The following is a 24953-nucleotide window of genomic DNA, read 5'->3' as shown; positions in this document are numbered from 1 at the left end:
CCCCTAGAGCGACGAGCCGCCGTCCAGCACGAACTCCGCACCGGTGGCGAAGGCGCTCTCGTCGCTCGCGAGGTAGAGGCACAGTGCCGCCACTTCCTCCGGTTGGCCGAGACGGCCGATGGGATGCCCCGCCACCCATTCGGCGTAGAGCTTTTCGGGCTGGTCGGACTGAGCCAGGACCTTGTCGAGGATCGGCGTGTGGATCACGCCGGGATGCACCGAATTGCAGCGAATGCCGTATTTCTCGCGCGCATAGTGCAGCGCGATCGACTTGGTCATATGCGTGACGCCCGCCTTGGCGGCATTGTAGGCGGCAAGGTAGTGCGCGGCGCGGATGCTGGCCATCGACGCGATGTTGATCACCGAGCCGCCGGTGCGCTTCATCACGGGAACGACGTGCTTGCAGCCCAGGAAAGGCCCGGCAAGATCGACGTCAAGCTCGTGGCGGAAGGCATCCAGCGTCAGCGCCTCCACCGAGCCGATCGTGGTGATCCCCGCGCAGTTCACCAGCACGTCGAGACGGCCGTGCAGCGCGTCCGCCTTCTCGAATGCGGAGATCCAATGGTCTTCCCGCGTCACGTCGAGAGCCACGAAACTCGCCTGCGCGCCAAGGTCCGCTGCCAGCCTGCCGCCCGCATCGGCGTCTATGTCCGCGACCAGCACCGCCGCGCCTTCGGCGACGAAGCGGCGCACGATCGCCTCGCCCAGCCCCGAGGCCCCGCCGGTGACCAGCGCCACCTTGCCTTCGATCCGTCCCGTCATGCCGCTCTCTCCGTTTTTCTCTGCGAAGGGACTTGGCCCGCCGCGCCGCGCCGGACCACCTGTGCAAAGTGAGAGCGGCGCGCACGCCGGGGCGCCCCTAGCCTTCGCGGCACAACCAAGAGAGGACAATCCATGCGCATCATCGTGGCCGGCTGGCTGCGCTATGCAGGCGACGACAGCACCTGCGCCGAGATCATCACCACGGGCCGCGACCACATCCTCGCCGCGCGCGAGGAGAAGGGTTGCCTCGCCTATACCTGGGCGGTCGATCCGATCGATCCCGGCGTGATCCAGGTCTACGAGGAGTGGGAGAGCGAGGAAGACCTGCTCAAGCACTTCATCGACCCCGCTTACGGCCTGATGCGCGACCATCTGGGGCAATGGGAAATCACCGGGTTCGGCGTGCAGCTTTACGGCACGACGGGCGTGGAGCCGGTCTACGGCGACGACGGCTGGCCGAGGAAAGAGATTTTCGGGGTGACGCTGGGATAGCGGGGCACAGCGCCACCGCCTTGAATATCCGTCACCCTGAACTTGTTTCAGGGTCCATCACGCCTGAAGCGCAGTGTCATAAGCCGCAAACCGCGAGGGCCTTTTCCGACGCGATCTTCCGGCACCAACCGCCCGATAGACCCAGAAACAAGTTCAGGGTGACGAAGTGATTAATCGTAGGTCACGCCTCGATCGGGATCAGGAAGTCCATCGTGTAGCGCTTGGCCTTCCAGCCCTCGGGCGTGCGCACGACATCGAAGTAGTAGCGCCCGTTGACGGTGATCCCGCCGCCCGCCTTGTACTTGCCCATGCCGATCACATAAGCCCGGATCGACGCGGTATCGCCGTCGTAGGCGGTGATCGCGAAGTTCGTCAGGTAATGCGCGTGGGCGGACATCGCCGCGAAGGTGTCCTCGAAGAACTTGCGGATCTCGCCGTGTCCATTGAGGCTGGGAAAGCCGATGCCCGACAAGTCGAACACCGCGTCCTCCACGAAGACGGCACAGATGCCGTCAAGGTCATGCAGGCTGTCGACGGCATGGGCATAGGATACGAGCAGGTCCTGGATCGCCAGACGATCCTCGATCGGGCAGGCTGTCATGGAATTAGAATCCTCTCTTATTGCGCCGTTACGGGAAAGCCGGGGCGGATCGGGTCGGAGCCGTCCCAGCCTTGCGCGGCGCCGGCGATGCGGGCGAAGAACTCGCCCTGCAGCGGGTTTTCCTCGATCAGCTCGATCATGCAGCCGAGCGTCGCCGAGGTGTCGATGTAGGAAAAGCAAAAGCCGCCGAAGCTGCCGTCCACCGCCGTAACGAAACCCTGCTGCGCATAGCGCGCATGCGCGGCATCGTAATCTTCGGTGTAGATCGCGAGGTGGTGAAAGCCGCCCTGCCCCTTCGCCACCGTATCGCGGTAGGCGGAAGGGTTGTCGCAGTGCTGCTGGATCAGTTCGATCTGCACGCCTCCTGACTGGGCGATAGCCACCGAGAAATCGAGGCCGGAGGCAGGCCGCCCACAATAGGAATATTCCTCCAGAACCACATGCGGCACGGTGAGGAACGGCCCGATTCCGGTGGTACGCACCCAGTCCATGCAGGCAGCCTCGAGGTCATCAACCATGAAGGCCACCTGCATGACGTGGGAGCCCGGAACGCCGGGCGCGACCATTACTCTGGCGCGCCCTTCACGTAATCGTTGAGCAGTTCGTGGAAGCGCTGGATGCGCTTTTCCTGACCCGGCAGGATGCAGCCCTTGAACCCGCGCGAGTTCAGGCCCTGCTGCTGGCTGGTGCCGATCGACAGGTCCTGATCGGCCACGTAGCCCACCGAAACACCATCGCCGTAGACCGAGTGGCGCGCGACCGCGTCATGCTGGAGCGGAAGCATGCCGAGCGGGGTGAAGACCTCCTTCATGCCCTCGACCGGCGGATAGAGGCACCAGTGCTGGAACACGCACTTTTCCGGATCGGTCGGGTGCGGCTCGGTGCGCAGCACCTGCAGCTGCTCGGGGCTCATGGTGAGCGTCAGGTTGGGGAACAGCGTGCAGTGGAAATAGTCGACCAGCTGCTGGTCGCTCATGTTGTCGTAATTGGTGTAGCCGCGCCCCGGACCGAGGCGGCGCTTCGCCTCGATGATCGCTTCGCGCAGGTCGCCGGTGCGGCCGTTGTATTCCTCGGGATCGATGCCCCAGGCGCGCGCCGCCTCGCCCAGCGGGGCAGGCACTTCGGAGGTGTGATAATCGACGCGGGTGGTGGCCTGATGCCCCTTCATCCACATCGAGTTGTGGCCCGAGGGGTACATCTCGAACAGGGTGTCGGGCAAGCCGTCGTTGATGAAGGTCGCCAGCTCGGGATGGATGGTCGGGAGGTGGTAGCTCTCGTTGAAGTTGTCGCGGATGATCTTCCAGTTGAAGTCCGCGTCGGCCGAGACGTTGAGCACGCGCACCCAGTTCTCGATGCCGTAGCCCTTCAGGCGCTCGGGGAACGGATCGAGCCATTCGTGCAAGGGCGCAACGTCGTCGTCCATGCACCAGAACACGAACGGGCCCCAAGTCTCGCAGCGCAGTTCGGAAAGGTGGACCTTGCCGCAGGGCGTGCCGCCTTCGAAATCGTCGGGGTCCTGCACTTTGGCGAGGGTGCCGTCGAGGTCGAATGTCCAGTTGTGATAGCCGCAGACGATGCGCGGAACGCTGGCCATCTCGCCCAGCACGAGCCGGTTACCCCGGTGCGGGCAGGAGTTGTAGAACGCCTTGATCGAGTCGTCCTCTTGGCGGACCATGATGACGGACTCCTTGGCGAAGTTGTGGCGGATGATGTCGCCGGGCTCCTCCAGTTCCGCCAGCAGGCCGCCAAGGTGCCAGACCTTTGGCCACAGGTTCTTCATCTCGCCGTCCATCCACTCCTTAGAGATGTAGCGGTCGGCAGTGATGGTGTCGCCGCGCACCGGCGGATCGAATTCCTGCGAGTAGCGGGAAACCTTGGTCTGGATGTTCATGGCTTCAGGTATCCTGTGGTTATCGCTGTTATCGTTGGCCCAGATTGGACTGGCCCAAATTGGACTGGCTGGGATCGGTGCCGGCACGGCCGCCGCGCGGCGCCCCGGGATTGGCGGCGAAGAAATCGAGCGTGCCGGCATCGTTCTTGACCCAGTCGGTCACGAGAATGCGCGAAACGATGCGCCAGTCACCCACGCGGCAGGCGTATTCATCGAGATAGCGGCCGGAGATGAAGAGGTCGCGCACGCCCCCGTCCTCGCCGGATATCGAGTGCCACGCCTGGAAGTACCATTCGGCCGTGGCGCCATCGCCATCGACGGCGATGCGCGACTGGCCGAGCAGGTGGTGCGTGGCGTTCATGTCGGCGAGGAAGCCCTGCGCGAAAGTCACGAATTCGTCAGCGCTGCCCTTCATCAAGCCGCAGTCGACGACCGCGTCGTCATGGAAGGCGCTTCGCTGGAGTTCGGGATCGAGCCGGTCGAGCCCGCGCATGTAGCGCGCCGCCGCATCGGCGATGTCGCGCCGCGCGGCAAGGTCGCGGACCTCGGCCTCCAGGTCGAACCGGGTTGTCGTCAACGTATCCAAGAGGCTGGCCTCCGGACGGATTGCGCGCGCGTGCTGGGCATGGCCTTCCACTCTCCCGTTCCCGGACAGGGCGCGTCTGTTTTCCTGCGCGCCTCTGACCCTCAATACGGCCGGCGATAAATAAACCGGCTCAACTGCCGGTTTTTATGCTACGCTCCGGCGCGTCTGCTAACCTGCGACTTAGGATAGGTTCGGACGAACCGGCTGATGACGCAGGAAAACAAAGGGAAACAGGGGACGACGGATGAAGGCCGAGGCACTGCAGGACCGGATGCTGAGCGCGCTCATGCCTGAACTCCATGCTCGCCTGCCGGAGAACGGCACTCCCGAGAAGTGGCAGCAGCGCAAGAGCGCGATCATGCGCGAACGGCTGGTTTCCGCCGCCATCGACTGCCTCGTCGAGAACGGCTATCCCGGCCTCACCACCGCCGCCGTGGCGAGCGTGAGCGACGTTTCGCGCGGCGCCATGCACCATCACTTCCCGACGCGGATGGAACTGGTTTCCGCCGTCGTCGACCATGTCGTCTACCATCGGATGCGCACGTTCCTTGCCGATTACTTCGATGCGGTTTCGCGCCGCACGGACGAGCCGATGATCGAACTGGCCTGCGACGCACACTGGCGCTCGGTCCAGACCCGCGACTACGCGGCCTGGCTGGAGATGGCGGTCGCGGCCCGCACCGACGCGGAACTGGCGGCGATCTTCGAGCCCGCCGCGCGCCGCTACGACGCCATCTGGGCGAGCGAGATGATCGAGGCCTTTCCGCAATGGCGGGAGGACTGGGACAACCTGAAACTCGCGCACGACTTCACCAGCGCGATGCATGCCGGGATGCTCCTGCACAAGCCGATCTTCGACGACACGCGGATCGACCGCCTGCGCCGCTTCGCCGCGCGCACGATGCAGCGGCTGAGCGAGGACGCGGCGGGGGCTTCAACAGGCTCAGCCTGAGCGGCGTCGGTAATGCAGCGCGACTTCCACTCATTCTGAGCATGTCGAAGGGTCGCCGCACCCGCCCTTCTCTCAAAAGTCACAGGTGTCGCCGGCCCGCTCGCTCTTCCAGAGTTGCGCCCGATAGCGAATCCCGAAAACCGGGCCCCGAAGAACCGGGTACAGCAGGAAAGGATCTCCCGATGGCGACAGTGGCAATCACCGGAGCAGCGCGCGGCATCGCGTTCGAACTCGTCAAGCAGCATGCCGAACGCGGCGATCGGGTCTACGCCCTCGCCCGCGATCCGGCCGGGGCAACCGCGCTCAACGAACTTGCGGCAGCGTCCGGCGGCAAGGTCACGGTCCACGCGATGAACGTGGGTGACAACGCCTCTGTCGCGTCAGGCGCGGCCGAGACGGGCCGCGATCCCATCGACATTCTCTACAATGTCGCGGGCGTGATCGGGAAAGCGGAACCGCAGTTCGACGGTATCGACTGGGATGACTTCGACAACTGCGTGGAGATCATGCTGAAAGGCCCTCTGCGCGTGTTGAGTGCCTTTATGGACCGTTTGAGTGCCGGCTCGAAGGTCATCAATTTCTCCAGCCAGCTCGGCGCATCGACCTGGCCTTACGGCGGCTACTGGCCGTATGCCGCGGTCAAGGCCGGGCTCAACCGGATGATGCGCTCGGTCGCTTTCGACCTGAAGGACCGCGGCGTGGTCGTCGGCGTGATCCACCCCGGCTACGTCTCCACTGACATGAGCGGCCCCGGCGCGGACATTTCCCCCCAGGAAAGCGCCTCCTCGATCATGGCCCTGACCGATGGCTGGACGATTGAAAACACGGGCGAATTCTACAAGTGGAACGGCGAAAAGCACGCCTGGTAAGGGAGCGCGACAATGGCATTCACCGGCCCGCTGGAAGACCGCATCCTCATCCGCGAACTGCTCGACACATACGCCCACGGCGTCATGACCCGCGACGCCGAAACATGGGCCGCGACCTGGGCGGAGGACTCGTACTGGGCCTTGCCCGAGTTCCCCGATCTCGGCGGTTTTACAGGCAAGGCGGCGATCGTTTCGGCCTGGGTGGAATCGATGAAGAACTATGGCCTCGGCGGAAATGCCGCGAAACCAATGGTCTACGTCGCCCACCCCGGCGAGATCAGGGTGGACGGAGACCGCGCCTCGGCGATCTCCTATACCTCGGAGATCTTCGAGGACCCGGCTTCCGGCAAGACCATGCGGCTTCGCGGCCGCTACGTGGACGAACTCGCGAAGACTAGTGGCCAGTGGCTGTTCACCCGCCGCGAATACACGACGTTCGACGCACGCGAGGACTAAGCCTTCATAACCCCAGCTGCTCGAACATCTTGCGGGTGATCGCGCTCAGGTTGCCCATGACCTGAGCGATATTGCCCTGCACTTCCGCGAAGCGCAGCGGCTTCACTCGCTCGACGAGCACTTCCTCGGGCGTCGGCTGCTGTGCGAAAAGCGCCATGACCTCGTCGGCGAACTCGCCGAGCGGCTGGTATCCCTCGCGCGTGCTCTGGCCGGGGGTGAGGTCGGTCTGCACGGCGGGCGGCGCCAGTTCGATAACCTCGACCTTGTCGCGCAGCATTTCGCGCAGCGACATCGTATAGCTGTGAATCGCGGCCTTGGTCGCATTATAGGTCGGCGTCCCCGGCAGCGGCACGAAGGCAAGGCCCGACGTGACGTTGACGATGGCGCCGTCGCCCTTCGCCACGAGATGATCCACCAGCGCGTCGATCAATCGGATCGGGCCGAGCAGGTTGGTGGTGATCGTCGCCTCGGCGTCCGACAGGTCGCGCGCGCGGTCCAGCCGCTCGTACCGCATGATCCCGGCATTGTTGACCAGCACGTTGAGCGCCGGGAACTTCTCCAGAATTTCTGCGGCGAACGCGGCGACGCCCTCGGCGCTTTCCACGTCGAGCGTGATCGCGTGCATGTTCTCGCGGCCCGCGCAGGCGGCTTCCAGCGCGTCGAGGCGGCGCCCGGCGACGATGACGGTATTGCCCGCGTCGTGGAAGCGCCGGGCCAGCGCCTCGCCGATACCCGAGCCGCCGCCGGTGATGAGGATGGTGTTTCCGGTGGTCTTCATGGGGACACTCCTTGATTGACGTTTCCGATCTAGCACTTCACATTCGATCGGAAAGAAGGCACCCAAAAGATTTATACTTACCCAAAAGAGAGTGATTACATGGCCGGCCGTCCCGCTCCCGAAAAGAACTGCGAACATGTCGACCCGCGGGTGGAAGCGCTCGTCACCGAACTGATCGGCCGGGTGGCGGACAAGTGGACGATGATCCTGCTCGAAGTTCTCGAAGAGAACGGCACGCAGCGCTTTACCCAGCTCGCCCGCGCCGTGCCGGACATCAGTCAGAAGATGCTGACGCAGACGCTGCGCCGCATGGAGCGTGACGGCATGCTGACGCGCACCGTCCATCCCGTAGTCCCGCCGCGCGTGGACTATGCCCTGACCCCGCTGGGCGAAACCCTCAGCGAAGCGTTCTGCGGCGTGTGGATGTGGGCGGAAGCGAATCTCGAGCGCGTGGAATGCGCGCGCGTGGAATTCGACGCACGTTAATTCAGGAAGCTGCGCAGCAGTTCCATCGCGCTGCGCCGGGCCAGTCGCTCCGGCACGTAGACGACCGGAACCGCCTTGCCCTCGATCAGCTCCGCGACGTCGATGCATTCCTTGAGAGCGATGCCGCAGCGATCATGCGCGCGCCAGCGGACCTGCCCCTTCAGCACATGCTCGCCGATCACGAGTTCCACCGCGACGCCGCGCGCCGGGGGAGCATCGACCAGCGCCAGCACACCGCGCGAAGACGCATTCGCCAGCGTCGCTTCCGCCACCCGCCCACCAATGCGCATGGTGGCCCTGACGGCCAGCATCGTGCGCGTTTCCATCCTCTGCCGGTGAATGAACATGCCCGCCCCCTGCGAAAAACCGGGCCTGATATTACCCCATAATTGCCTAAGATGGAGTTAAATCGGTTTTAACATCCCGACCCACCTTTCGGCAGGCCGGGAGTCCAAATCAGGCCGCCTTCTTCTTCAGGCGCCAGGCGTGCAGCAGGGGCTCGGTGTAGCCGTTGGGCTGCTCGACGCCCTTGAACACGAGGTCGCAGGCTGCCTGGAAGGCCATGCTGCCATCCCAGTTGCCCGTCATCGGCTCATAGAGCGGGTCGCCCGCATTCTGCGCATCGACCTTGGCCGCCATGCGCTGCAGCGATTCCATGACCTGCTCCTTCGAGCAGACGCCATGCAGCAGCCAGTTTGCCATGTGCTGGCTGGAAATGCGCAGCGTCGCGCGGTCCTCCATCAGGCCGACGTCGTTGATGTCGGGCACCTTGGAGCAGCCGACGCCCTGGTCGATCCAGCGCACGACATAGCCGAGCAGCCCTTGCGCGTTGTTGTCGAGTTCCTCGCGAACTTCCTCCTCGGACCAGTTGGTGCCTTCGGCCAGCGGGACCGAGAGCAGCAGGTCGAGCCCGGGAATGTCCTCATTGGCGATGCTTTCGCGCAGGCCGAAGACATCGACCTGGTGATAATGCATCGCGTGGAGCGTCGCGGCGGTCGGCGACGGCACCCAGGCGGTGTTCGCGCCGGTCTTCGGGTGGCCGACCTTCTGCTCCATCATGTCGCGCATCATGTCGGGCGCCGCCCACATGCCCTTGCCAATCTGCGCCACGCCCGAAAGGCCATGGCGCAGGCCAATGGCGACGTTGCGCTTCTCGTAGGCGGCGATCCACGCCGAGCCCTTGATGGCGGCCTTGCGGATCATCGGCCCCGCGCGCATCGAGGTGTGGATCTCGTCGCCAGTGCGGTCGAGGAAGCCGGTGTTGATGAAGACGATGCGGTCCTTCACCGCCTCGATGCAGGCGCCGAGGTTGGCGGAAGTGCGGCGTTCCTCGTCCATGACGCCAACCTTGATGGTGTGGCGCGAAAGGCCCAGCAGGTCTTCCACCGCATCGAACAGCGCGTTGGTGAAACCGCACTCTTCCGGCCCGTGCATCTTGGGCTTGACGATGTAGATGCCGCCTTCCCGGCTGTTGCCGTACTTCGTCAGTCCCTTGACGTCCTGTGTCGAGATCGCGCTGGTTATCACCGCGTCCATGACGCCCTCCGGAATTTCCGAGCCGTCGGGCAGCAGGATCGCCGGGTTGGTCATGAGGTGGCCGACATTGCGGACGAACAGCAGCGACCGGCCCGGTAGCGCCGTCTCCCCGCCGTCGGCCAGAGTGACCGCCTTGTCGGCCGCCAGTTCGCGGGTCAGCGTGCGCCCGCCCTTCTCGAACGTGTCGGTCAGGTCGCCCTGGATGACGCCGAGCCAGTTGGCATAGGCGGCGACCTTGTCCTCGGCATCGACGGCCGCGACCGAATCTTCCAGATCGACGATGGTGGTCAGCGCCGCTTCGAGGACGATGTCGGAAATGCCCGCCTTGTCGGTGCTGCCGACCTGGCTCGCGGCATCGACGACGACCTCGATGCCCAGACCGTTGTTGACGAACAGCAGGCCCTTGCCCGTGCGCCCGACGAACTGCGCCGCATCGGCGGGTTCGACACCTTCCACGTCGGACAGGTCCGCCCACGACCCGGCCTTGAGCGGCACCGCCCGGTCAAGGAAGGCCCGGCCCGCCGCGATGACCGCCGCGCCGCGCGCCGCGTCATAGCCCGGCCCCTGCACGGGCGCGGCATCGAGCGCATCGGTGCCGTACCATGCATCATAGAGGCTGCCCCAGCGCGCATTCGCGGCGTTGAGGAGGAACCGGGCATTGAGAACCGGAACGACCAGTTGCGGCCCCGCCATCGTCGCAATCTCGGGATCGACGCCCTGCGTGCCGATGGTGAACGACGCCGGCTCGGGCACGAGATAGCCGATTTCGCGCAGGAACGCCTGGTATTCGCCCTGTTCGATGGGCCTGCCCGCCCGCTCGCCATGCCATGCGTCGATCTGCGCCTGCAGCGAATCGCGCTTGTCGAGCAGCGCGCGGTTGCGCGGGGCGAAGTCGGCCACGAGCGCGGCGAAGCCTGCCCAGAACGCGGCGGCGTCCTGCGCGATGGGGGGCAGGACCTGCTCCTCCACGAACTTCGCCAGTCCTGCATCGACCTGCAGCCCCGAACGATCAACCCTGTCAGTCATTGCCTTCCTCGCACTGGTTCGAACGCACACGAACATCGTGCCACGTCCACGTCAAAAACCAAATTGCCCTGGGGAAGGATGTGCGCCGTATGACCGATGCGCGCGCTGTTGGCAACTGCGCCGAAAGTATCGTCATGGATCAGACGGTTGCATAACGGGACGCCATCCGGATGTTCCACGGATTTCCTTAACCGTCGGAAACCCTTACATTCAAGCTCACGTTAAGCATGAGACTCGGCGGGAACGGGGAACTGGCACGAACGTTGCTGAACTGTGACCACTGCAAAGGGATGGAAATGCTCCGAAAAGTCGGTCGCCTGTTCGTGATCAAGAGCAACTGGGAAGCCTACATGGTGATCTATGCGCTTGCCCTCGGCGCGATCGAGCGCGGCAGCGTCTATCTCACCCGCTTTCCGGGCTTCGGCGGAAAGTTGCTGTTCCTCGCCTGCACCGGCGCGGTGTTCATGGCGGGCGCCAAGATCCTCGACTGCATCAAGTACGAGAAGGCTGCCCTGCTCGCCAAATCCGAAGCGGCGCAGGATCAGGAACCGGAACGCAAGGCCGCCTGACGGAAGAAGGGAAGTAGGGCGATTCTGTTGATAGGCTCGCCCCCAGCCCCCGGAATCCGCTTCTGTTACCCGGTGGGTCCAACCGTGTTCTAACTTTGTAACTTCAGGGCGTTAGCCCCTAGAATTACGCCGCGAGAGCAAGTGCTTCGTTGTCGTTGGCACTTATGAGTTTTGAGCCTTGAACGGGTTACTCAGCCCGGAAGAAAACACCGCTTTTCAACACACGTCGATCCTAGTTCGGCCCCGTCATCACCCCTGCGACAACAGGGTTGTTCCCGTAAGGAAACGGGTGATGGTGGAGCCGCCGGGTACCGCCCCCGGGTCCGCTGCGTCTATTGCACGGGGCAATTTATCCTCATAGCCGACCGAGGCCAGCAGGAGCCCATATAGGGGCTCCCGCCTGAATGTGAAGTGAAACTGAAATCCGGCGGCTTACGCCCTGGGCTTGCGCAGTTCCTCGAGAATTTCCTTGAGCGCGATCAGCTGCGGATCAACCGGCGCTTCCGGTGCCGGAGCGGCTGCAGCAGCTTCCGCTTCCTGCTTCTTCACCGAATCGATCATCTTGTTGACCGAACGCACCAGCAGGAACAGCACGAAGGCGATGATCAGGAAATTGACCACCTGCGTCACGAACTCGCCATACCCGATCATCGGCACGCCCGCCGCCTTCAACGCGGCATAATCGGTGAGGCTGCCCTTGTAGTCCGCCGGAGCGTCGCCGAGCTGGAAGAAATATTTCGAGAAATCGATGCTGCCGAACAGCCAGCCGATTACCGGCATGATCATGTTCTCGTTGAGCGACGACACGATCTTGCCGAAGGCGGCACCGATCATCACACCGACTGCGAGGTCCAGCACGTTGCCACGCGCGATGAACTTCTTGAATTCGTCTACGATTGCCATGCGCCTGGTTCCCCTTCTGCCGGCCAATGGAAATAAATCTGAGTGCTGTTTGACACACTCCATGCGCCCCCTCAAACGTTTGTTAACCGACCGGGTTTCCGGCCGCGCCGATCCGCGTGCTTGATCCGCCACCGCAGAGCGCTATCTATCGCGAGGAAGCCGCCGGTTCGCCCGGCGTGCAGTGGAGGAACGAAGTCCGATGACGCTCTTCAACGCCCGTTCGGCAAAGACCGGCCTGGTTCTCGCGGCCGCGCTTTCGCTGTCCGCCTGCGGTTTCAACTCGGTGCCGACCAAGCAGGAGGCCGCCAAGGCCAAGTGGGCCGATGTCGAGGCCGCCTTCCAGGAGCGCTCGAACCTCGTCCCCAATCTCGCCGCCGTCGCCAAGGGCGCGGCCGAGCAGGAGAAATCGATCCTCGTCGGCGTGACCGAGGCGCGCGCCAAGGCCACCTCCATCCAGGTCACCGCAAGCGACCTTAACGATCCGAAGAAGATGGAGCAGTTCCAGCAGGCGCAGGCGAACCTCGGCGCCAACATCGGCCGCCTGCTCGCCAGCGTGGAAGCCTATCCGGACATCAAGTCCAACACCAACTACCAGATGCTGCAGAGCCAGCTGGAAGGTCAGGAAAACCGCATCCGCGTCGCCATTCGCGACTACAACGGCGCGGTTCAGGACTACAACACCGAAGTCCGCACCTTCCCCTCGATGATCGGCGCGCGCCTGCGCGGGGCCGATCCGCTGGTGCCCTACAAGGCGGTCACGCCCGGCGCCGAAGCCGCTCCGAGCCTCGAAGGAAAGCTCTAAGGCGCGATGTACGCCCTTGGGTCCCGCGCTCGGGCCGTATCGCTGGCCGCGCTCCTGGTCCTCGTCGCCCTGGTTTCGGGGTCGCCGGGGGCCTGGGCGCAGGAGGCGAAGCTCAAGTTCCCCGAGCTTACGGGGCGCGTGGTCGATGATGCGAACATCATCCCCCCGGCCGAGGAAGCCCAGCTCACGCAGAAGCTGGAGGCACTGGAAAAGCAGTCCAATCGCCAGCTCGTCGTGGCGACCGTGCCGTCGCTGCAGGGTTACGAGATTTCCGACTACGGCTACCAGCTCGGCCGCGCCTGGGGCATCGGCCAGAAGGGCGCGAACAACGGCGCGATCCTGCTTGTCGCGCCCAACGAGCGCAAGGTGCGCATCGAAGTCGGCTACGGCCTGGAAGGCACTCTGACCGACGGGATGAGCTTCCTCATCATCAACGGCCAGATCCTGCCGCGTTTCAAGGCGGGGGATTACCCCGGCGGCATCGAGGCGGGCACCGACGCGATCATCAAGCAGCTGACCCTGCCCCCGGCCGAGGCACAGAAGGTCGCTGCGGAGGCCGACAAGATGCAGGCGGACAAAGGCGACGACATCTCGCCCGGGACCGTCATCTTCATCCTCGTCATCATCTGCTTCTTCGTGCTGCCGATCCTGCGCTCGATGTTCGGCGGCGGGCGACGCGGCCGTTACGGCGGGTTCGACGCCCCGATCATCTGGTTCCCCACGAGCAGCGGCAACAGCGGCAGCGGCTGGGGCGGTGGAGGCGGCTGGGGCGACGGCGGCGGCTTCTCGGGTGGAGGCGGCGACTTCGGCGGCGGCGGCGCGAGCGGGGACTGGTAGGCGATGGCAAGACCCAATTACTTCGGCGAAGCCGACCACGCACGCATCAGCGGTGCCGTGGCCGAGGCCGAACTCCTCAGTTCCGGCGAGATCGTGACGATGCTCGCCGACCGGTCGGACGGCTATACCGACGTCGCGCTCGCATGGGCGGCTCTGGTCGGTTTCCTGGCGCTCGGCGCGCTGGCGATCGCGCCCGATTTCTACATGGGCATCTACGACAACTTCATCGCCGACTGGGGCCACGAGTGGACCCCGCGCATGATCCTATCGCTCGCGCTCGGCGTGGCGACGATCAAGTTCGCGGGCATGATGCTGCTGCAGTTGTGGCAGCCGCTCAAGTTCTGGCTGATCCCGGCGCCGATCCGCACCCGGCGGGTCCACCAGCGCGCGGTGCAGGCGTTCCGCATCGGCGCCGAGCAGCGCACCACCGGACGCACCGGCATCCTCATCTACCTCTCGATGCGCGAGCACCGTGTCGAGATCGTCGCCGACCAGGCCATCGCCAGCAAGGTCGAGCCCGGCACCTGGGCCGAGGCGATCCACGCCATGCTCAGCGAACTGCGTGCCGGCCGCAATGCGGACGCCATGATCGCGGGCGTGGGCAAGGTGGGCGCGATCCTTGCACTCCACGTCCCTAGACTGGACGACGACGTCAACGAATTACCCGACAGGCTGATCGAGATATGACCGTTTCCGACCACTACGATGCCGACAAGCCCGTCGAGACCATGTGGGAGGGCCGCTTCATCACCGCCAAGCGGCGGGGCCGGTGGGAGTACGTCGGCCGTTCCCGCGGCATCCGTGCGGCGGTGATCCTCGCCGTCGATCCCGAGGACCACGTCATCCTCGTCGATCAGTTCCGCGTGCCGCTGGGCAAGCGCTGCATCGAGCTGCCCGCCGGCCTCGTCGGCGACCATGACGACAATGCCGACGAGGACGCCGCCATCGCCGCCGCGCGCGAGCTGGAGGAAGAGACCGGCTACCACGCGGGCCGCATGGAAACGGTGGGCGAGTTCTTCTCATCCCCCGGCATGGTCAGCGAAAGCTTCACCCTGTTCCGCGCGCACGATCTGGTGAAGGTCGGCGAAGGGGGCGGCGTCGATAGCGAGGACATCATCGTCCACCGCGTACCCCTTTCCGGCCTCAGCGAAGCACTCGAAAAGTGGCGCGACGAGGGTTTCGCGATCGACGTGAAGATGCTTACACTGCTTGGCCCCCGGATTCTCGGCCCGTCCATCCTCGCCTGACATGCGCACCAGCCCCGGCGTCTGCCAGCGCAAGGCCCGCTACGCCAGCGAGGCAGAGGCGCTGGAAGTCGCCGCCCGCGCGCCCTTCCCGCTGCGCGCCTATCGCTGCGGATTGTGCCGGAAATATCACCTGACCAGCCGGACCAAGGGCATGAAGCTGCCGAAGTTCGAGATCGAGCGGCGCAATTCCTCCCCGAGCTGACGAAGGGAAAATTCCTGACCCGCCCCCTCCACCACCGACTACGTCGGCGGTCCTCCTCCCCGAGCCAGGATCGGGGAGGAATTCCGGATTACAGCGTCGTGAAGATCGCGCCGAAGTCCTTGCCGCCGTTGCCGGCTTCCACGAAGGCCTCGTAGATCTTCGTCGCGTGTTCGCCCAGCGGCACCGTGGCCCCCGCCGTCTCGGCGCCCCCCATGGCGAGGCGCAGGTCCTTCAGCATCAGCGCCGAAGCGAAGCCGCCTGCATAGCCATTGTCCGCCGGGCTCGACGCGCCGACGCCGGGCGCCGGGGTGTAGTCGTTGAGCGACCAGCAGTAGCCGGTGGACTTGGAGCTGATCTCGTAGAACTTCTGCGGATCGAGCCCCGCCTTCTCGGCCAGCGCCAGCGCCTCGCATGTGCCGATCATGTGGACGGCGAGCAGCATGTTGTTGCACATCTTGGCGACTTGGCCCGCGCCGCTCTCACCCGCGAGGATGACCGCCTTGGCCATCGGTTCGAGCACGACCTTCGCCTTCTCGAACGTGGCTTCCGGGCCGCCGACCATGAAGGTCAGCGTGCCGCCGTTGGCCGCCGCGATGCCGCCGGAAACCGGGGCGTCGACCATCTCGTAGCCAGCCGCGTTGGCCAGCTCCGCCACTTCGCGCGCGGTGGCGAGGTCGATGGTCGAGCAGTCGAGGAACAGCGCGCCTGCCGGGGCCTTGCCGATCACGTCGGCGGTGTAGACCGCCTTCACGATACCGCCGTTGGGCAGCATGGTGACGACGGCTTCGGCGTCCTTCACAGCGTCGGGAACGGCAGTGTGCGTGGCGCAGCCGTTCTCGGCAGCCTTGGCCAGCGCGTCGGCGGAAAGGTCGAAGGCGTGGACTTCGTGGCCCGCCTTGACGAGGTTCGCGGCCATGCCGCCACCCATGTTGCCAAGGCCGATGAATGCGATCTTCATAGCAAACTCTCCGAATTCGTCGTCCCGGCGAAGGCTGGGACCGCTGGCCGTGACCAGCCCATCTTGGGTCAGGGGTTTGCCGGGGGGGCTTCGACAAGCTCAGCCTGAGCGGGATTTAAGGACCAGCTCTCTAATCCCGCTCAGGCCGAGCTTGTCGAAGCCCCCGCAGCGAAGTGGCGCCTGAAGACCGCCACCCGTCCCGGCCTGCACCGGGACGACGCCGGATATCTTACTTGCCCTTCCACACTCCGGGACGCTTCTCGACGAAAGCAGCCATGCCTTCGACCTTGTCCTCGGTGGCGGTCAGCACCTGGAACATGCGGCGCTCCAGCACGAGGCCGGTGTCGAGCGTGGTCTCGAAGGCGAGGTTGACCATTTCCTTGTTCATGGTCGCAGCGAGCGGCGGCATCGCGGCGATCGTCGCGGCCGACTTCAGAGCCGTCTCCAGCAGGTCGGCCAGCGGCACGACCTGGCTGACGAGGCCCGAGCGCTCGGCCTCGGCGGCGTCCATCATGCGGCCGGTGAGGCACATGTCCATGGCCTTCGACTTGCCGACCGCACGGGTCAGGCGCTGCGAGCCGCCCATGCCCGGCGCAACGCCGAGCTTGATCTCGGGCTGGCCGAACTTCGCGTTTTCCGAAGCGATGATGAAGTCCGCCATCATCGCCAGTTCGCACCCGCCGCCCAGCGCGAAGCCATTGACGGCCGCGATCCAGGGCTTGCGGGTGGTCTTGACGATCTGGCTGGTCCAGCCGGCGAAGAAGTCCTCCGAATAGAAATCGGCGCTGGGCTTGTCCGACATCTCCTTGATGTCGGCGCCCGCCGCGAAGGCCTTCTCGCCCGAACCGGTGATGACCGCGCAGCCCTGCGACTTATCAGCCTCGAAGGCGGCGAAGGCCTCGATCAGATCGGCCAGAACCTTCGAGTTCAGCGCATTGAGCGCCTGCGGGCGGTTGAGCGTGATGAGCGTGACGCCGCCCTTCTGCTCGACCAGGATCGTTTCATAAGTGCTCATAGGGGCTTCCATTCCTCTTCGCCGGGAAAGGGCGCGAAGATCGCGTCCAGCATCTCTTCGGTCACGCCTTCGGGCGTAGCCGGGTTCCATTGCGGATTCTGGTCCTTGTCGACGATGACCGCGCGCACGCCCTCGGCGAAATCGGGCAAGACCAGCACGCGGCTGCCGATGCGGTATTCCATCGCCATGTTCTGCGCGAACGTCTCCAGCCCCAGCGAGGCTTCGAGCTGACGCAACGAGACCTTGCAGGCCTGCGGGCTCTTGGTGCGCAGGCTCGCGAGTTCCTTCGCCGCCCATTCGTCGCCATCGCTTTCGAGCGAGGCCAGCACCTGCTCCAGCGTGTCGAAGGCGAAGTGCTTGCGAATCGCACCGGCGTTGGCGGCAACCTTGGGTTCGGGCGCCTTGACCGAGAGCGCGGCCAGGACGCCGCCGATCTCGTCGCCCGCAGCGATCCGGCTCTTGGCCTCGGCCAGCGCTTCGGACGGCAGGTAATGCGTCGAAAGGCCCGCCCAGAGGCATTCCGCGCCGTCGAAGCGCGCGCCGGTCAGGGCGAGGAACTGGCCTACGCGCCCGTCGAGGCGCGAGAGATACCAGCCCCCGCCGACGTCGGGGAACAGGCCGATGCCGGTCTCGGGCATGGCATAGCGGGTATTCTCGGTCGCCACGCGGTACTTGGCGGGCTGCGAGATGCCGACGCCGCCGCCCATGGTGATGCCGTCCATGAAGGCGACGATCGGCTTGTCGTAGGTGAACAGCTGGTGGTTAAGACGATATTCCTCGAAGAAGAACTTGCGCCCCTCCACGCCGCCGTCGTTGAGCGCGGAGTGGCGCAGCAGGTTGATGTCACCGCCCGAACAGAAGCCGCGCCCTTCGGCGTGGTCGATCAGCACGACTTCCACGGCATCATCGCTCGCCCATTCGGTCAGCTGGGCGCTCATCGCCTCGCACATGGCGAGGGTCAGCGCGTGGATCGCCTTGGGCCGATTGAGCGATATGATACCGGCGACGCCTTCGCGCCGGAACAGCACTTCGTCGGTCATGCAGATGCCCCCTTACTTCAGCAGTTCGCGGCCGACGATCATGCGCATGACCTCGTTGGTACCTTCGAGGATGCGATGGACGCGAAGGTCACGCCAGAAGCGCTCGATCGGATAGTCCCTGAGGTAGCCGTAGCCGCCGAAGACCTGCAGCGCGCGGTCCACCACCGAGGAGCCGGTGTCGGTGGCAATCAGCTTGGCCATGGCGGAAAAGCGCGTCTTGTCAGGCGCACCGGCCGTCACCTTGGCAGCGGCGAGATAGAGCAGCGCGCGGGCCGCTTCCAGTTCAGCGGCCATGTCTGCAAGGCGGAACTGGGTGTTCTGGAACTCGGCGATCGGCTGGTCGAACTGCTTGCGGTCCTTGGCGTACTGGACCGCCTCGTCGAGGCAGCGCTGCGCGCCCCCAAGCGAGCAGGCGCCGATGTTGAGGCGGCCGCCATCGAGGCCCGCCATCGCGAACTTGAAGCCGTCACCCTCGGCGCCGACGCGGTTCTCGGCCGGGATGCGCGCATCCTCGAAGACCACCTGCGCGGTGGGCGAGGCATTCCAGCCCAGCTTCTTCTCCGGCGCGCCGAAGCTGACGCCGGGGGTATCCTTGTCGACCACGAAGCAGGAGATGCCGCGCGACTTGTGCTCGCCGGTGCGGGCCATGACGACGTAGACGTCGTTGACGCCGCCGCCCGAGATGAACTGTTTGGTGCCGTTCAGCACATAGTGATCGCCGTCCAGCCGCGCGGTCGTCTTGAGCGCTGCCGCGTCCGATCCCGAGCCGGGTTCGGTCAGGCAGTAGGAGGCGATCTTCTCCATCGACACGAGATCGGGCAGGTAGCGGTCCTTGAGCTGCTGGTCGCCGAACCTGTCGATCATCCACGCGCCCATGTTGTGAATCGAGATATAGGCGCTGGTCGCCGGGCAGCCATAGGACATGGCCTCCATGATGAGCGCCGCATCCAGACGGCCAAGGCCGATGCCGCCGCTTTCCTCGGACACGTAGATCGCCCCGAAGCCGAGTTCACCGGCGGCCTTCCAGACGTCGACGGGATAGTGATGCTTCTCGTCCCACTCGGCCGCGAAGGGCGTGATCCGGTCGGCGGTAAACTTGCGCGCAACGTCCTGGATCGCGAGCTGGTCTTCGGTCAGGCCAAATTGTTCGGTCATGGCATCCTGCTTCTGGTGAGCGTCACTACCCACAAGTGACGTTCCTGATTGTCCCGTTCTCGTCCAGGTCTATGGTGACCCTTCCGAACTTGTATTCCGTCGTCACGACGTTCTGCGGTGGCGCGAACCATCGCAGTTCGCGGCTGCGCGTGGCCTTGAGTATTCTTGCCCCAGCTCCCGCATCGGCGCGTCTACCGATGAAAGCCTGCCCCGGTCCGGCTGTGCAGGTGTCAGCCACCTTACCTCTGCCGGGGGTCGTGCAACCGGCCGTGACCAGGACCAGACCGATCAAAGGAAGGTTCCCTCTGGTCGCCATCATCCGCAGCGGGTGTATGTAAGCGGTCCCGGCATCGCGTCCTTGCCGTAGTCCCGCCGGATCATCGTCTTGCCGTCCTCAGCCACGTCGAGCACGACGTCGTTGGTCCAGCTCTGGCCTTCGCCGGTGTAATCGAAGGTGCCCCGGATGCGGCTTTCGCCGGCTTCCTTGATCTCGCCCAGCTTGGCCACCGACTCGTAGAACCTGAGCTGGTCGGCCGAGACTTCGAGCAGGCCCTTCGCGTCGCCCTTCGTGCTGGTGCAGTCGGCCGGGACGAGGCCCCAGCGGCCGCGGATCGTCTCGGGGATTTCCGATGCGCTCGTGCCGCTGCCGGCATCGAGCCCCGCTTCGCTTGCCTCGACCGGGGCAGGCGATTCCTGGAACACTTCTTCGGTCTCGGTCGGCGCCGCCGTGGTGGCGGGCGTCTCCGGCTGCTTCGAGCAGGCACCCAGCGCCAGCGCGGCGGTCAGGGCGAGAAAGGGAAGCGTGCGGGTCATCGGTCATCTCCATCCACGGCCGGATAAAGGGTGTGGAACGCTCCACCCCTCTATCCGGTTGCCGTGCGAAGATCAGCCCACCAGAGCGATGATGTCCTTGCCGAACAATGCCTCGTCCGACGGGATCACCTTGTGCTGCGCCAGCGGCTTCGACACCCAGGTCTCGTTGATGAGATCGCGCCACGTCACGTTGTTGTTGGTGGCGTTGCCGCCCCACGAACCGCAGCCCAGCGAGAAGGTCTGGCGCATGCCGTTCCACACGTTGCCCGAGTTCGACGCCGACTGCGGCTGGTTCACCATCACGCGGCTGGTCTTGGTGCCCTCGGCCAGCTTCATGATGTTGGTGTCGCTCTGCGAATAGATGCCGCAGGAGTGGCCCTGCCCCTGGTAGCCCTGGATGGCATTGGTCAGGCGGATCGCATCGTCGATGTCCTTCGCACGGTAGAGCGCCATCGTGACGGTCATCTTCTCGCCCGAGAACTTGTAGTCCGGGCCATAGCCGGTTTCGGGCACGATGAAGAAGGCGGTGCCTTCGGGGATCGTGAAGCCGGCATAGTCGGCGATGAACTGGGCCGACTGGGCGACGACCTTGGCATTGATGTGCTCGCCGTCTTCCCAGATCGCGTTCTGCAGCTTGGTCTTGTTCTCACCCTCGATGATGAAGCCGCCCTTGGCCTTCAGCTTTTCGAGCATGGTGTCGTAGATCGCGTCGAGCAGGATCACCGCGTTGTCCGACGAGCACGAAGCGGCATAGTCCAGCGTCTTCGACAGCAGGATCTTGGCGGCGGCGTCATCGAGGTCGGCGGTGTCGTCCACGGTGATGACCGCGTTGCCCACGCCCACGCCCAGCGCCGGAGTGCCCGACGAATAGGCCGCCTTCACCATCGGCGTGCCGCCGGTGGCGAGGATGCGGTCGCACTGCTTCATGACTTCGTTGGTCTTCTCGACCGAGGGCTGCTCGATCGGGATCACGAGGTCGGCGGGAGCGCCCATCTTCACCAGCGCATCGCGCATCAGGTTGCAGATCTTGGCGTTGACGAACTTGGCGCGCGGGTGCGGGCAGATGATGATCGAGTTGCGGCCCTTGACCGCGCTGATCGCCTTGATGACCGGGGTCGCCTCGGGGTTCGTCGAGGGCGAGAGCGCCCCGATCACGCCGACGGGCTTGGCGATCTTGACGATGTTGCGCTCGGGGATCTCATCGATCACGCCGACCGACTTGTCGTCGATGATGTCGTAGAGCGTGGCGCGGGTCTTGATCGAGATCTTCTTGAACTTGCCCTCGTAGTTGCCGAGCTGGGTTTCCTCGACGGTTTCGCGGGCGATCTCCTCGTCCATGCCGGGCTTGCACACGGCGTAGACCATGCCGCGAATCCAGGTATCGACCTGCTCCTGCGTGGCGTTCTCGATCTGCGCCTGCGCGACGCGCGAACGGGCAACAAGCTCAGCGACTTCGGCAGCAACCGGGCTTTGGGCGGGATTCTCAGCGATCAGTTCGGCAGTAGCCATGTCCATCTTCCCTTAAATTATGCGCGCAGGTGTCCGGCAAAGGCCCCGCGTTTTCGCTGGCATCCGGATCGCCCTCGGTTCCCGAGTTAGGCCATCCGCCACACCTTGCTCACCTGCACCTTTGGCGAGGCAGGCGCAAGTTTAATTAATCGCGCGATTAAATTCACAGCTTGCAAAAACATCACCAGTAATCCCGGAACACGCAATGATCGCCGGTCGATGATTTCCATCTGAATACCGGCCGCCTCTTGCCGGGCACAGGGCTTACGGGCACTAGGGATGCGACATATCGCGATGGCGGACTTGTTCGGATATACCAAACAACGTTCGCGATTGTGAATTAAAGCGGCGGGCTATCCGCTGAAAAAGGGGTTAAGCGCGTGAGTGAGACGACCATCGATCCGGCAGAATTCCGCAAGGTGCTGGGGAGCTATCCAACCGGCGTCTGCGTCATCACCGCGCTGGACGAAGGCAAGCCCGCCGGCATGGTCGTCGGCAGCTTCACTTCGGTCTCGCTCGACCCGCCGCTGGTCGGCTTCTTCCCGGACAAGTCATCGACTTCGTGGCCGCTGATCGAGAAGGCGGGCCGCTTCTGCGTCAACGTCATGGCCAGCGACCAAGGCCCCGTCTGCAAGGCCGTCACCGCAAAGGGCGAGGCGAAGTTCGTCGGCGTCGAATTCGCCATTTCCGAACACGATCTGCCGGTCATCGCCGACTCCATCGCCGCGATCGAATGCAAGCTCTACTCGGTGACGGAAGCGGGCGATCACTGGTTCGTGCTGGGCCAGGTGCTGCGCATGGAAACCGTGCGCGAGGACGAGCCCATGCTGTTCCACCGCGGCCGCTACGGCAGCTTCGCGGAGAAGATGTAAACTCCACGTATCGCTTCGGCGGTTTGACTCTCCCGGATCATGATGCTGATCACACGTTCAGCATCATGATCCGGGAGAGTATTGCACATGACACGTTCGCTTGACGGCAAGGTCGCCGTCGTCACCGGTGCGGGTTCCGGCATCGGTCGCGGCATCGCGCTGCGGCTGGCCGAGGACAAGGCGGCCATCGCCGTGTGGGATCTCAACCCCGAAGGCGCGGCCGAAACCGTGAAGCAGATCGAGGCGGCGGGCGGCAAGGCCCTCGCCATCACCGTCGATTGCTCGGACAAGGCCGCGATCAAGGCCGCCGCGGACGAGACCCGCGCCAGGTTCGGCGCCATCACCATCCTCGTCAACAACGCGGGCATCGCCCCGTTCACCCCCTTCATGGACGTGGAGGACGAGGAGTTCGACAAGGTCATCCGCATCAATCTCAAGGGGCCTTGGCTGGTCACGAAGGAGATCGTGCCGGACATGCTTGCCGCGAACTGGGGACGGATCATCAACATCACCTCCTCCTCCACGCAGTCGGGTTCCTTCGCGCAGAGCCACTACGTCGCGTCGAAGGGCGGACTGCTCGGGCTCACCAAGGCGCTGGCGATGGAACTGGGCAAGACCGGCATCACCGCCAACATGATCCCGCCCGGCTCGATCGACACCCCGATGCTGCGCGGCGCGCCGATCGACGCGGACGCCTATGGCGCCTCGCTGCCGGTCGGACGACTGGGCCAGGTTGCGGACATCGCCGCAGCGGCAGCGTTCCTGGCCTCCGAAGAAGCCAGCTACATGACCGGACAGACGATCAGCACCAACGGCGGCCGCTACATGGGCTCGGCCTGAAGGTGGGCGGCCTGAAGGGGAGCAGCCTGACGGGTCTTGCTACCCCATCCCGGCGCGCTAGCGTGCCGGGATGCCGACTCAGTTTCGCATAGCCGTCGATGGCGCCGTGCTTTCGGGAGAACGGCGCGAGGGCGCAGGACCGCCGCTGGTGCTGGTCCACGGCTTCGGCGGATCCCGGCGCGACTGGGACCCGCTGGTGGCCGGGCTCGCCCCCGACCGCGCCCTGATCGCCTACGACCAGCGCGGCTTCGGTGCCTCCGAGGCTGAAGGCGGTCCCTACTCCCACGCCGAAGACCTGTTCGCCCTGCTCGACGCCCTCGACATCGCCGAGGCCGACCTTTGCGGCATGTCGCTGGGCGGGGCGACCGCCCTCAACTTCGCGATGGACCACCCGGAACGGGTCAGGCGGCTGGTGCTGGTGAGCCCGCTGATGGTCGGCTGGACCTGGACGAACGACTGGATAGAGCGCTGGAAAGCCATCGGCCGCGCCGCGCGCGCCGGCGACATGACGCAGGCCCGGGGCCTGTGGTGGAGCCATCCCCTGTTCGACGCGCTGCGTGAAACCTCTGCCGCCGCCGTAATGCGCGCATCGATCGAATCATTCCACGGTCGCCAGTGGGTTCTCGACGAACAGCGCCCGGCCCTCCCCGACAGCGAGCGACTGGGCGACCTTTCCGTGCCCACCCTGCTCCTGACCGGCGCGCGCGACACCGCCGATTTCCGTATGATCGGCGATGCGATCGCCGCCATGGGCCGGGCCGTCACCCGCATCGACCACGAAGGCGCCGGCCACATGCTGAACCTCGAAATCCCCGAAGTCATGGCCGGCGAGATGGAGCGCTTCCTGTCGTAAACCACTACCCTTGGTCCAGCCATCCTTCGTCATTGCGAACCGGGTACTAGACCTGCTCCACCGTCATCGCCGCATGCCGCGCGTCGAGGATATCCTGAAGGTGGTTGACCGGATCGCCGACGGTAACCCCGCCCTCGACCGGGATCACCGCTCCGGTCATGTGCCGTGCGCGATCACTGGCGAGGAACAGGGCGACTTGCGCCACGTCCTCGGGCTCGCCGCGCCGTTTGATGAGCTGGTTGGAGAGATACACCGCGTCCACCCCCGCCTCGATCCGGGCCGCAAGCGCGGCGTCCGCCCCGGCCTGCCCGAACGAGGACAGTTCGGTGCGGACATGGCCCGGGACCAGGCAGTTCACCCGGATGCCATGCCGCGCAAGGTCGATCGCCGAAGACTTGGCGAACTGGATCAGCGCCGCCTTGGATGCGCGGTAGGTCATCATGCCCATCCCCGCCAGCGTCCCCGCGATCGAGGCGTTGTTGAGGATCACCCCGCCTCGCCCCTGCCGCTGCATCACCCGCGCCGCATTGCGCGTCCCCAGCATCGGGCCGAGCACGTTGACGCGCATCACGCGGTCGAAGTCATCGAGCCCATCGTCAAGGAAGCTTGGCCAGGGCCGGGTCGAAATGCCCGCGTTGTTGAACATCACGTCCAGCCCGCCGAAGCGATCGACCGCCGCATCGACGAGCGCCTGCATCGCCTCGGGCTCACTGACGTCCGTGTGCAGATAGAGCGCTGCGTCGCCAAGCCGCTCCGCAAGCGCTTCGCCGGGTTCGTCGGCGAGGTCGGCGATGACCACTTTCGCCCCCTGCGCCACGAACAATTCCACCGTGGCGCGGCCGATGCCACCGGCGCCTCCAGTTACGATCGCGACTTTGCCTCCCAGTTCCTGTTCCACGCTGC

General features: G+C 65.0%; 32 protein-coding genes and 1 other RNA gene. 14 read left to right on the top strand and 19 right to left on the bottom strand.

What is annotated here, in order from left to right; translation table 11 throughout:
• Positions 1 to 3 precede the first annotated feature (3 nt).
• Positions 4 to 762 carry a glucose 1-dehydrogenase gene (locus ACODRZ_RS01445; RefSeq protein ID WP_488971140.1) on the bottom strand — a complete coding sequence of 253 codons (759 nt, stop codon included), beginning with the start codon at positions 760 to 762 and terminating at the stop codon, positions 4 to 6.
• Positions 763 to 894: 132 nt separating this feature from the next.
• On the opposite strand from ACODRZ_RS01445, the gene ACODRZ_RS01440 reads away from it, so the two are divergent.
• Entirely contained in the window at positions 895 to 1254 is a 360-nt protein-coding gene (locus tag ACODRZ_RS01440) for a putative quinol monooxygenase (protein WP_488971139.1), read from the top strand.
• Positions 1255 to 1435: 181 nt separating this feature from the next.
• Here ACODRZ_RS01440 and ACODRZ_RS01435 read toward each other — a convergent pair whose 3' ends face one another.
• Genes ACODRZ_RS01435 through ACODRZ_RS01420 form a run of 4 tightly spaced genes read right to left on the bottom strand, consistent with a single transcriptional unit; the run spans position 1436 to position 4332 of the window.
• Positions 1436 to 1855 carry a nuclear transport factor 2 family protein gene (locus ACODRZ_RS01435; protein ID WP_488971138.1) on the bottom strand — a complete coding sequence of 140 codons (420 nt, stop codon included), beginning with the start codon at positions 1853 to 1855 and terminating at the stop codon, positions 1436 to 1438.
• A 17-nt stretch (positions 1856 to 1872) separates the two neighbouring features.
• Positions 1873 to 2388, bottom strand: a complete 516-nt coding sequence (locus ACODRZ_RS01430; protein WP_488971174.1) for a VOC family protein — start codon at positions 2386 to 2388, stop codon at positions 1873 to 1875.
• Positions 2389 to 2420: 32 nt separating this feature from the next.
• On the bottom strand, positions 2421 to 3746 hold the full coding sequence (locus ACODRZ_RS01425; protein ID WP_488971137.1) for an aromatic ring-hydroxylating oxygenase subunit alpha: 1326 nt from the start codon (positions 3744 to 3746) through the stop codon (positions 2421 to 2423).
• Between the two features lie 28 nt (positions 3747 to 3774).
• Positions 3775 to 4332 (bottom strand): nuclear transport factor 2 family protein, encoded by a 558-nt coding sequence (locus ACODRZ_RS01420; RefSeq protein ID WP_488971136.1) that lies wholly within the window; start codon positions 4330 to 4332, stop codon positions 3775 to 3777.
• 244 nt (positions 4333 to 4576) lie between these two features.
• On the opposite strand from ACODRZ_RS01420, the gene ACODRZ_RS01415 reads away from it, so the two are divergent.
• The 3 genes from ACODRZ_RS01415 (at position 4577) to ACODRZ_RS01405 (ending at position 6609) form a co-directional block, all read left to right on the top strand.
• Positions 4577 to 5284: a TetR/AcrR family transcriptional regulator gene (locus ACODRZ_RS01415; RefSeq protein WP_488971135.1), complete on the top strand. Its 708-nt coding sequence runs from the start codon at positions 4577 to 4579 to the stop codon at positions 5282 to 5284.
• A gap of 182 nt (positions 5285 to 5466) precedes the next feature.
• Complete coding sequence (locus ACODRZ_RS01410; protein WP_488971134.1) at positions 5467 to 6153, top strand: SDR family NAD(P)-dependent oxidoreductase; 687 nt, start codon at positions 5467 to 5469, stop codon at positions 6151 to 6153.
• A gap of 12 nt (positions 6154 to 6165) precedes the next feature.
• Complete coding sequence (locus tag ACODRZ_RS01405; protein ID WP_488971133.1) at positions 6166 to 6609, top strand: nuclear transport factor 2 family protein; 444 nt, start codon at positions 6166 to 6168, stop codon at positions 6607 to 6609.
• Positions 6610 to 6613: 4 nt separating this feature from the next.
• On the opposite strand, the gene ACODRZ_RS01400 is transcribed toward ACODRZ_RS01405, so the two are convergent.
• Entirely contained in the window at positions 6614 to 7387 is a 774-nt protein-coding gene (locus ACODRZ_RS01400; protein WP_488971132.1) for an SDR family oxidoreductase, read from the bottom strand.
• A gap of 99 nt (positions 7388 to 7486) precedes the next feature.
• Between ACODRZ_RS01400 and ACODRZ_RS01395 the strand changes: the two genes are divergently transcribed.
• On the top strand, positions 7487 to 7873 hold the full coding sequence (locus ACODRZ_RS01395) for a winged helix-turn-helix transcriptional regulator (RefSeq protein WP_488971131.1): 387 nt from the start codon (positions 7487 to 7489) through the stop codon (positions 7871 to 7873).
• On the opposite strand, the gene ACODRZ_RS01390 is transcribed toward ACODRZ_RS01395, so the two are convergent.
• Positions 7870 to 8220 (bottom strand): pilus assembly protein, encoded by a 351-nt coding sequence (locus tag ACODRZ_RS01390; protein ID WP_488971130.1) that lies wholly within the window; start codon positions 8218 to 8220, stop codon positions 7870 to 7872. The genes ACODRZ_RS01395 and ACODRZ_RS01390 overlap by 4 nt on opposite strands.
• A gap of 109 nt (positions 8221 to 8329) precedes the next feature.
• Entirely contained in the window at positions 8330 to 10435 is a 2106-nt protein-coding gene (locus ACODRZ_RS01385; protein WP_488971129.1) for a malate synthase G, read from the bottom strand.
• Between the two features lie 296 nt (positions 10436 to 10731).
• Between ACODRZ_RS01385 and ACODRZ_RS01380 the strand changes: the two genes are divergently transcribed.
• On the top strand, positions 10732 to 11004 hold the full coding sequence (locus tag ACODRZ_RS01380) for a hypothetical protein (protein ID WP_488971128.1): 273 nt from the start codon (positions 10732 to 10734) through the stop codon (positions 11002 to 11004).
• A 51-nt stretch (positions 11005 to 11055) separates the two neighbouring features.
• Here ACODRZ_RS01380 and ssrA read toward each other — a convergent pair.
• Positions 11056 to 11419: a transfer-messenger RNA gene (gene ssrA, locus ACODRZ_RS01375) on the bottom strand.
• Between the two features lie 17 nt (positions 11420 to 11436).
• Complete coding sequence (gene mscL, locus ACODRZ_RS01370; RefSeq protein WP_488971127.1) at positions 11437 to 11907, bottom strand: large conductance mechanosensitive channel protein MscL; 471 nt, start codon at positions 11905 to 11907, stop codon at positions 11437 to 11439.
• 199 nt (positions 11908 to 12106) lie between these two features.
• On the opposite strand from mscL, the gene ACODRZ_RS01365 reads away from it, so the two are divergent.
• The 5 genes from ACODRZ_RS01365 to ACODRZ_RS01345 are packed head-to-tail and all read left to right on the top strand — an operon-like array spanning position 12107 to position 14995.
• Positions 12107 to 12709, top strand: a complete 603-nt coding sequence (locus ACODRZ_RS01365; protein WP_488971126.1) for a LemA family protein — start codon at positions 12107 to 12109, stop codon at positions 12707 to 12709.
• Positions 12710 to 12715: 6 nt separating this feature from the next.
• Positions 12716 to 13546 (top strand): TPM domain-containing protein, encoded by an 831-nt coding sequence (locus ACODRZ_RS01360; protein WP_488971125.1) that lies wholly within the window; start codon positions 12716 to 12718, stop codon positions 13544 to 13546.
• Between the two features lie 3 nt (positions 13547 to 13549).
• Positions 13550 to 14233 (top strand): TPM domain-containing protein, encoded by a 684-nt coding sequence (locus tag ACODRZ_RS01355; RefSeq protein ID WP_488971124.1) that lies wholly within the window; start codon positions 13550 to 13552, stop codon positions 14231 to 14233.
• The gene (locus ACODRZ_RS01350) at positions 14230 to 14793 is read left to right on the top strand and encodes an NUDIX hydrolase (protein ID WP_488971123.1); all 564 of its coding nucleotides are present in this window, start codon (positions 14230 to 14232) and stop codon (positions 14791 to 14793) included. Before ACODRZ_RS01355 ends, ACODRZ_RS01350 begins: the two co-directional genes overlap by 4 nt.
• Position 14794: 1 nt before the next feature.
• Positions 14795 to 14995, top strand: a complete 201-nt coding sequence (locus ACODRZ_RS01345; RefSeq protein WP_488971122.1) for a hypothetical protein — start codon at positions 14795 to 14797, stop codon at positions 14993 to 14995.
• Between the two features lie 88 nt (positions 14996 to 15083).
• On the opposite strand, the gene mmsB is transcribed toward ACODRZ_RS01345, so the two are convergent.
• The 8 genes from mmsB to ACODRZ_RS01305 form a co-directional block, all read right to left on the bottom strand.
• Positions 15084 to 15953 (bottom strand): 3-hydroxyisobutyrate dehydrogenase, encoded by an 870-nt coding sequence (gene mmsB, locus ACODRZ_RS01340; RefSeq protein ID WP_488971121.1) that lies wholly within the window; start codon positions 15951 to 15953, stop codon positions 15084 to 15086.
• A 229-nt stretch (positions 15954 to 16182) separates the two neighbouring features.
• On the bottom strand, positions 16183 to 16968 hold the full coding sequence (locus tag ACODRZ_RS01335) for an enoyl-CoA hydratase-related protein (protein WP_488971120.1): 786 nt from the start codon (positions 16966 to 16968) through the stop codon (positions 16183 to 16185).
• On the bottom strand, positions 16965 to 18008 hold the full coding sequence (locus tag ACODRZ_RS01330; protein ID WP_488971119.1) for an enoyl-CoA hydratase/isomerase family protein: 1044 nt from the start codon (positions 18006 to 18008) through the stop codon (positions 16965 to 16967). The genes ACODRZ_RS01335 and ACODRZ_RS01330 overlap by 4 nt, the downstream gene beginning before the upstream one ends.
• Positions 18009 to 18020: 12 nt before the next feature.
• Positions 18021 to 19163 carry an acyl-CoA dehydrogenase family protein gene (locus ACODRZ_RS01325; protein WP_488971118.1) on the bottom strand — a complete coding sequence of 381 codons (1143 nt, stop codon included), beginning with the start codon at positions 19161 to 19163 and terminating at the stop codon, positions 18021 to 18023.
• A gap of 25 nt (positions 19164 to 19188) precedes the next feature.
• Positions 19189 to 19479: an I78 family peptidase inhibitor gene (locus tag ACODRZ_RS01320; RefSeq protein WP_488971117.1), complete on the bottom strand. Its 291-nt coding sequence runs from the start codon at positions 19477 to 19479 to the stop codon at positions 19189 to 19191.
• Positions 19479 to 19976: a hypothetical protein gene (locus tag ACODRZ_RS01315; RefSeq protein ID WP_488971116.1), complete on the bottom strand. Its 498-nt coding sequence runs from the start codon at positions 19974 to 19976 to the stop codon at positions 19479 to 19481. Before ACODRZ_RS01315 ends, ACODRZ_RS01320 begins: the two co-directional genes overlap by 1 nt.
• Positions 19977 to 20048: 72 nt before the next feature.
• The gene (locus ACODRZ_RS01310) at positions 20049 to 21485 is read right to left on the bottom strand and encodes an aldehyde dehydrogenase family protein (protein WP_488971115.1); all 1437 of its coding nucleotides are present in this window, start codon (positions 21483 to 21485) and stop codon (positions 20049 to 20051) included.
• An 86-nt stretch (positions 21486 to 21571) separates the two neighbouring features.
• Positions 21572 to 21715: a hypothetical protein gene (locus tag ACODRZ_RS01305; RefSeq protein WP_488971114.1), complete on the bottom strand. Its 144-nt coding sequence runs from the start codon at positions 21713 to 21715 to the stop codon at positions 21572 to 21574.
• A gap of 150 nt (positions 21716 to 21865) precedes the next feature.
• On the opposite strand from ACODRZ_RS01305, the gene ACODRZ_RS01300 reads away from it, so the two are divergent.
• From ACODRZ_RS01300 to ACODRZ_RS01290, 3 genes are all read left to right on the top strand, one after another.
• Positions 21866 to 22357, top strand: a complete 492-nt coding sequence (locus tag ACODRZ_RS01300) for a flavin reductase family protein (RefSeq protein WP_488971113.1) — start codon at positions 21866 to 21868, stop codon at positions 22355 to 22357.
• Between the two features lie 87 nt (positions 22358 to 22444).
• Positions 22445 to 23197, top strand: coding sequence for an SDR family NAD(P)-dependent oxidoreductase (locus ACODRZ_RS01295; protein ID WP_488971112.1), 753 nt, complete (start codon positions 22445 to 22447; stop codon positions 23195 to 23197).
• Between the two features lie 70 nt (positions 23198 to 23267).
• Positions 23268 to 24050 (top strand): alpha/beta fold hydrolase, encoded by a 783-nt coding sequence (locus ACODRZ_RS01290; RefSeq protein WP_488971111.1) that lies wholly within the window; start codon positions 23268 to 23270, stop codon positions 24048 to 24050.
• Between the two features lie 46 nt (positions 24051 to 24096).
• On the opposite strand, the gene ACODRZ_RS01285 is transcribed toward ACODRZ_RS01290, so the two are convergent.
• A complete protein-coding gene (locus ACODRZ_RS01285) occupies positions 24097 to 24948 on the bottom strand; it encodes an SDR family NAD(P)-dependent oxidoreductase (protein ID WP_488971110.1) in 852 nt (283 codons plus the stop codon).
• Positions 24949 to 24953 lie beyond the last annotated feature (5 nt).

The organism is Novosphingobium sp. FG90 (genome assembly GCF_057808725.1).
Note: the sequence above shows the minus strand (reverse complement) of the source record. Positions and strands in the feature narration are given on the sequence as shown.